Annotated in this window: 5 protein-coding genes and 2 pseudogenes; 3 read left to right on the forward strand and 4 right to left on the reverse strand. The window is 59.2% G+C overall.

Annotated elements, in window-relative coordinates:
* A pseudogene (locus tag EOA75_RS27850) lies at nt 1-318 on the reverse strand (amidohydrolase); the annotation flags it as partial.
* 135 nt (nt 319-453) lie between these two features.
* Here EOA75_RS27850 and EOA75_RS27855 point away from each other — a divergent pair.
* Together EOA75_RS27855 and EOA75_RS27860 are read left to right on the forward strand one after the other, a co-directional pair.
* A complete protein-coding gene (locus EOA75_RS27855; RefSeq protein WP_164747598.1) occupies nt 454-1,305 on the forward strand; it encodes a LysR family transcriptional regulator in 852 nt (283 codons plus the stop codon).
* Nucleotides 1,306-1,391: 86 nt separating this feature from the next.
* Nucleotides 1,392-2,471 carry a hybrid-cluster NAD(P)-dependent oxidoreductase gene (locus EOA75_RS27860; RefSeq protein ID WP_127325673.1) on the forward strand — a complete coding sequence of 360 codons (1,080 nt, stop codon included), beginning with the start codon at nt 1,392-1,394 and terminating at the stop codon, nt 2,469-2,471.
* 87 nt (nt 2,472-2,558) lie between these two features.
* On the opposite strand, the pseudogene EOA75_RS34580 reads toward EOA75_RS27860, so the two are convergent.
* Both EOA75_RS34580 and EOA75_RS27870 read right to left on the reverse strand, forming a co-directional pair.
* Nucleotides 2,559-2,947: pseudogene (locus EOA75_RS34580) on the reverse strand (MFS transporter); the annotation flags it as partial.
* 33 nt (nt 2,948-2,980) lie between these two features.
* A complete protein-coding gene (locus EOA75_RS27870; protein ID WP_127325674.1) occupies nt 2,981-3,283 on the reverse strand; it encodes a hypothetical protein in 303 nt (100 codons plus the stop codon).
* Between the two features lie 478 nt (nt 3,284-3,761).
* Here EOA75_RS27870 and EOA75_RS27875 point away from each other — a divergent pair, with 478 nt between their 5' ends.
* On the forward strand, nt 3,762-4,712 hold the full coding sequence (locus tag EOA75_RS27875; protein WP_127325675.1) for a glyoxylate/hydroxypyruvate reductase A: 951 nt from the start codon (nt 3,762-3,764) through the stop codon (nt 4,710-4,712).
* Between the two features lie 332 nt (nt 4,713-5,044).
* On the opposite strand, the gene EOA75_RS27880 is transcribed toward EOA75_RS27875, so the two are convergent.
* Nucleotides 5,045-5,553: PDZ domain-containing protein (locus tag EOA75_RS27880; RefSeq protein ID WP_127325676.1), on the reverse strand; the 509-nt coding region annotated here is incomplete at its 5' end.

Below are 5,553 nucleotides of genomic sequence, written 5' to 3' on the forward strand. Positions count from 1 at the left end.
CGCGCTGGCGTAATAGGGATTTGCCAGCGTCGAAGCCTCGATCGGCTCGTCGCCAGTCAGGATTGCCACTCCGATATTGTATTTATCGAGGTGCTTCTCCTTCATGATCAGGTAATTGTCCGCCTCGGTCTCGGGCCGCACATCCTTGCGGGAGAAATCCTGCGGATGAAACCAGGGGCGATGGCCGTGTGGGAAAGATCCTTTGGGGCCAGTCTTCTCGCCCTCGATGAACATGTCCTTCCAGATGCCCGAAAGATACGGCTCCAAAACCGTGGCGCTTGACCAGTAATTGTGACAATCGCAGTCGACGATAAACACTTTAGCTTTCGCTCCCTGTCTGGCTTAGCCGCGCTTAGCCGTTTACTGCCTCCACCTTCCGCCTTGACAATTCCCGGATCAAGCCAATGATCTCCGGCTAATGATCGGCTTTTTCGATTAAGGTGCTGCATGCAGTTGGACCACATCGAGACGTTCCTCGACATTATTGAATCGAGGAACTTCAACCGGACTGCAGACCGGCTGAACATCACTCAGTCCACGGTCAGTTCTCGGATCAAGAGTCTGGAAAGCGCGGTAGGATCAGAGCTTTTCCATCGTGGTCGTGCTGGCGCTGAGCCGACCGCGGCGGGGCGACGTTTCGAAGCCTACGCGCGAGCGATGCTTTCGACCTGGTCGCAAGCGCGCCATGACGTTCGCGCGTTCAACCGGTTCGAAGGGACGCTACGTGTGGCCGCACAGGTTGGCATGACACGCTCGGTGCTGCCTGGGTGGGTGGAGGCGCTCTGCCAGGTTCTTCCAAAGGCCTCGATCCATGTAGAATCCGACTATTCCAATCAGATGGTGACCGATCTCAGTTTGGGAAATCTCGACATAGCCGTGCTCTATGCACCCCGCTATCTTCCCGAAATTGCTTATGAGCACCTCATGGTCGAGGAATATGTGATGGTCTCCACCGTTGCGAGGACGCTATCGGAGGTGAATCCTGACAGCTACATTCGCCCGGGGTACACGGTCGTACTCGAGAAAACCCATTCGGAGCTGATCCCTGCCCTGGCAATTTCAAGGCTCTCCATGGGATCCGAAAGCTTGGCCGAGGCAATGCTGCGACGAACCGGGGGGAGTTGTTACATGCGCAACGACGATGCCCGCAGGTTCACGGCCGAGGTCCCGTCGTTCCTGGTAGAGGGCGCGCCGACGCTTCACCAACCCGTCCATACGGCCATGCTCGCCCGGCGCAAGCACGAGCCGATCCTCCGCAAGGGGCTTCGTGCGCTGCATCTGGCGGTGATGTCGCTCGAGACCTAGATCGAACTCCCCGATTATAAAGCAGACTCAAGCCACTGTTCCCCGAAGGCTTGGGCTGCCATGTTGGCGCGTCATTGAGAGCCAAAATGGACGCGCACACCTCGTTTCCGACTTCCGAATTTGTTGCCGCGATGCGGCAGCGGCAATGGGCTGACGCATCGCCGCAGGCAATGCTCTGCCGACGGATAATCGACGAGACCCACGACGTGAAAACGTTTGTCTTTTCCGCTGCGTCAGACCGCATGTTCTGCTTCAATGCGGGGCAATATGTGCTTCTTCGCCTCAGCATTGATGGGCTCAGTGTGACGCGAGCCTACTCCGTCTCCTCTCCGCCGACTCGTCCACTTGACTTGCACATCACGGTAAAGCGGACGCCTGGCGGGCTCGTTTCCAACTGGCTCCACGACAATCTTCGGTCCGGCGACGAAATCAAGATTGAAGGCCCCCTAGGTTCGTTCAAACTCGATGGCGCTGCCCGCGAAAAGCCTCTCTTTCTTGCGGGCGGCAGCGGGATCACGCCGCTTATGTCGATGCTGCGAATGTTGACAGATCGAGCATCCGATCTGGACCTTCGGCTCATCTATAGCGTGCGCTCGGCACGCGATATCATCTTTGGATCGGAACTCGATGCACTCGCTGCCCGATTTCCCAATCTTGAGGTGACATTCCTTTGTTCGAAGGTAGATCCCTCGTGGATGGGACCGAGTGGCCGAATAAATGGTCCCATGCTCCTGAGCCTTATTCCCGATCTTGCGAATCGCACAGTCTACACTTGCGGCCCCGAACCCTACATGAAGGCAATACGAGACAGTTTTAATGAAGTTGGCATTGAACCGCTGGCCTATTATGAGGAGAGCTTCGGAGGGTACCCTAGCGGCGTTGTTCCGGATGAAGCATCTGCCATTCCGTCTTTTGTCCATTTCGCCAAGTCCAGTTTAGAGCATCGCTGCGCGCCCGGAGAGACGTTGCTCGATGCAGCGCGCAATTGTGGTGTCTATGTTCCCACCGCGTGCCAGCAAGGAGTTTGCGGCACTTGCCGAATAGCCAAGCTCTCAGGCGAAGTGTCGATGTGTGATCTTGGCGGGCTCACTTCCGAAGAGAAGTCTGCGGGTTATGTGCTGGCCTGTTGCAGCCGCGCGCAAGGCAATGTTTCAATCGATCTTTGACTCGGTCGAAATTCTAAGCGGCGATATGGCCAATGGCCTTAACATTTGGCGGCCCTGGCGGAGTGCCCCCGGTGCAGTGTCAGGGTGCGCCTTGGTATAGTCCTTCTCGCCCGGCAAAACGTCGGGAACGTCGACGTGAAACCGGCTGAGGCCGACTGCAGGATGAAGATCCGGACATAGATCTGCCAAATCTCAGTGACGAACGGCAGGAATACCGCAACGCCGGCGCGTACGAGATCGAGCGCCACCAGCACGGTGCGCCTGGGCAGCCGCTCGGCGAAAGCGGCGGCACCACACGCCGACATAAGCGATCATCTTTGATGGGAAGGGCGGTGCCGAGCACTGCCCGCATCCTCGCCGGCGAGATCGAACGCCAAAAGACCAAGCGCCACGGTCGCGAGACCGGTGCCGATGAGCACGATGACCTGCGCCATGAATAGGTGCCGATCAAGTAGGTCGGCGAGGACGCTCAGCATCATGACTTTCTTTTCCGAAGCCTCTGAGACAAGCTAGCCGCCATAGGCAATGCGCACAAAGCTGCGAACCCTCGCCACTTTCCTTCGCGGCCGCCTAGCAGTTCGCGTCAGTCTGCGGATCGCACGCCTTTTTTTCTGGCTCCGTGGCTTGGGCTTGGCCGCCTGCTCGGGCTCGGCCTGCTGCTGCTCGGCGGCGGGCTGCTCCTTCGCCTTAGGCTTCTGAGGCTTGGCCGCCTGTTCCGGCTCGGCCTCCTGCTCGGCGGCGGGCTGCTTCTTGGCCCTCCGTTTCTCAGGCTTGGCAGCCTGTTCCGGCTCAGGTCCCGTCACCACGCGCATAGGTCTATGCCGTGCAACATAACCCACTATCGCGTTGGGCTGCGGACTGGCGATCCCTTGTCACCAGTCTTTGTTGCCATAATTCAACACCGGCTGCTCCCCTGGCATGCGGCGGGCGTTTTTTGATTTTCACGGCGGGGCTCTTTGCGTCGGGACCGAGCCGAGATGTTCGACGGCAAGCGCGCTTATGCGCCGGCGGGCTTCAAGGCGGGGGCGGACACGCTGAACATGCGTGCAGGCGCGCTCATTCGCGAATTCCCGCAAGGCACGCTCGGCGCGCGGTCCGTCGCCGGACCGGAAATTCAACGACGCCCGGCCGGAATTCGAGGCACTCGCCTGCCATATCGGCCGGCTCGGCGGACACGCTCGCCGACAAAGCCGGAAACGCAGCGGCCAATTTGGAGTTCGGATACTAAAGGCGGGTGTGCTATTGTAAGGGAACACGCATCCGATCATTGCCTCTGCTTGGGGGTGCCAAGTGTCCGGCCAGCCAATTACCGTGCTGATGGTCAATGAATATCCTGACTACATCGACGCCGCAGTGTGGGCTACTGAGCTAAAGAATCGTGTGCCGCAACTGGAGTTCAGGCTGTGGCCAGACGTAGGGAATAAAGGTGATATCGAGATCGTGCTGATCGACAAGGGCGCCGATCCCGGCTTTTTCGACGCGATGACAGGACTGCGCGCGGTGCTCTACCTAGGGGCCGGTGTCGACGGAATTGATCTCCAAAGCTTTCCCAAGAGTGTTGCGCTCATTAGGCTCGCAACGCGTGAGCAGGCGTCGGAAGTGGCGCAGTACATCGTCCTTCGCGTTCTGTGCCAGCACCGCCATGTTGCCGAGTACGTGAGGCAGCAAGCCAGCAAGGTTTGGAATCCGATCGCGCCCCGGAAAATCTCCGAGACAAGAATTGTTGTGCTGGGTGCGGGCCGGATCGGTGGCTGGGCAGCAAAGCTGTTTGCGGAACTGGGCTACGACACTGCCGTCTGGTCTCGTCACCAGAAGACGCTCCCTGGCATACAGAGCTACTTCGGCCGCGCCCAGCTTGCGGAGGCACTCAGAGGCCGGGACTACGTTATCTGTTCACTTCCCCTGACAGGTGACACTCGTGAGATCCTGAACGCCAGTGCCTTTGGAAACATGAAGCGAGGTGCCTATCTCGTCAACGTCGCCAGGGGCGCACATGTCAACGAAGCCGACCTGATCCGCGCTCTCGACGAGGATCAGCTTTCAGGTGCTTGCCTTGACGTGTTTCAGCGTGAACCGCTGGAAGCCTCGTCGCCACTGTGGAATCATCCCAAGGTGACCGTTACACCTCATGTCGCGAGCTTCTGGGTGGATTCCGGGATCGACCAGGCCGCCGAACTTTGCGGTCAAGTCGCAAGAGGCGAGCCTCTGTCCAACAGGATCGACCTCGAACTGGGTTACTGACGGGGTAAGGCCGCGGACGTAGCATCATTGGTCTGAGGCGACACCCGCCGCAGCAGGAACACGGTTACTGCTCGAGCTCTTTCGGGCATTTAACGTTAGAACACGAGGAAATAGTCAACCGGCTGCACTTCGCGCTCTTCCCCGTCGTTGCGATCGATTTGCGATTAACGCGACCGGTGGGGCGATGGTCGTTTGCCGATTGCATTACTTCTCCTTCAGGCTGCCTCCTTTTCGTTGTCGTATCCGGGCCGAACGGATGACTTCGATGTTGGATTGCCTCTTCCGGCTCACGTCATGATTGCCACTTCTGTTCATGGTGGCCGGCCGCCAGTTTATCGCACAACCAGCAGAAAACGCGCGCCGTCACGGATGAGTTCAAGCGCCAGTACTGCCCGTTGCCCAGCGATCGCACTGCGCAAATCCTCCATCGAAGAGACCGGCTTGCGGTTGACCGCCACGATCATGTCTCCGGTCCGCAGCCCTGCCCTTGCCGCCGGGCTAGCGGGTTCGATGCTCTCGATGACGACCCCGGCCGCGCCTGCCCGCTGGGCTTCCTCGGCTGAAGCGTCACTCATCTTGGCGCCCTGCAGGAGAGTGCCTGCCAGCGTCTCCGACGCGCTTTCCTGTGCAGCGATCGTCACGTCGATCGTGACTTCGCCATTACCGCGTTTGACGGCAAATTTGACGGTGCTTCCGGCAGGGGTGAGGCCGATGCGGTTTCTGAGGTCGGTCGTGCCTTGCACGGGATGTCCGTCGATTGCGGTGACGACATCGCCGACCTGCAATCCAGCCTTCTCTGCCGACGAGCCGGGTTCGACATTGGCGATCACCGCGCCGCGGA

The organism is Mesorhizobium sp. M1A.F.Ca.IN.022.07.1.1 (assembly GCF_003997575.1).
Classification (GTDB): Bacteria; Pseudomonadota; Alphaproteobacteria; order Rhizobiales; family Rhizobiaceae; genus Mesorhizobium.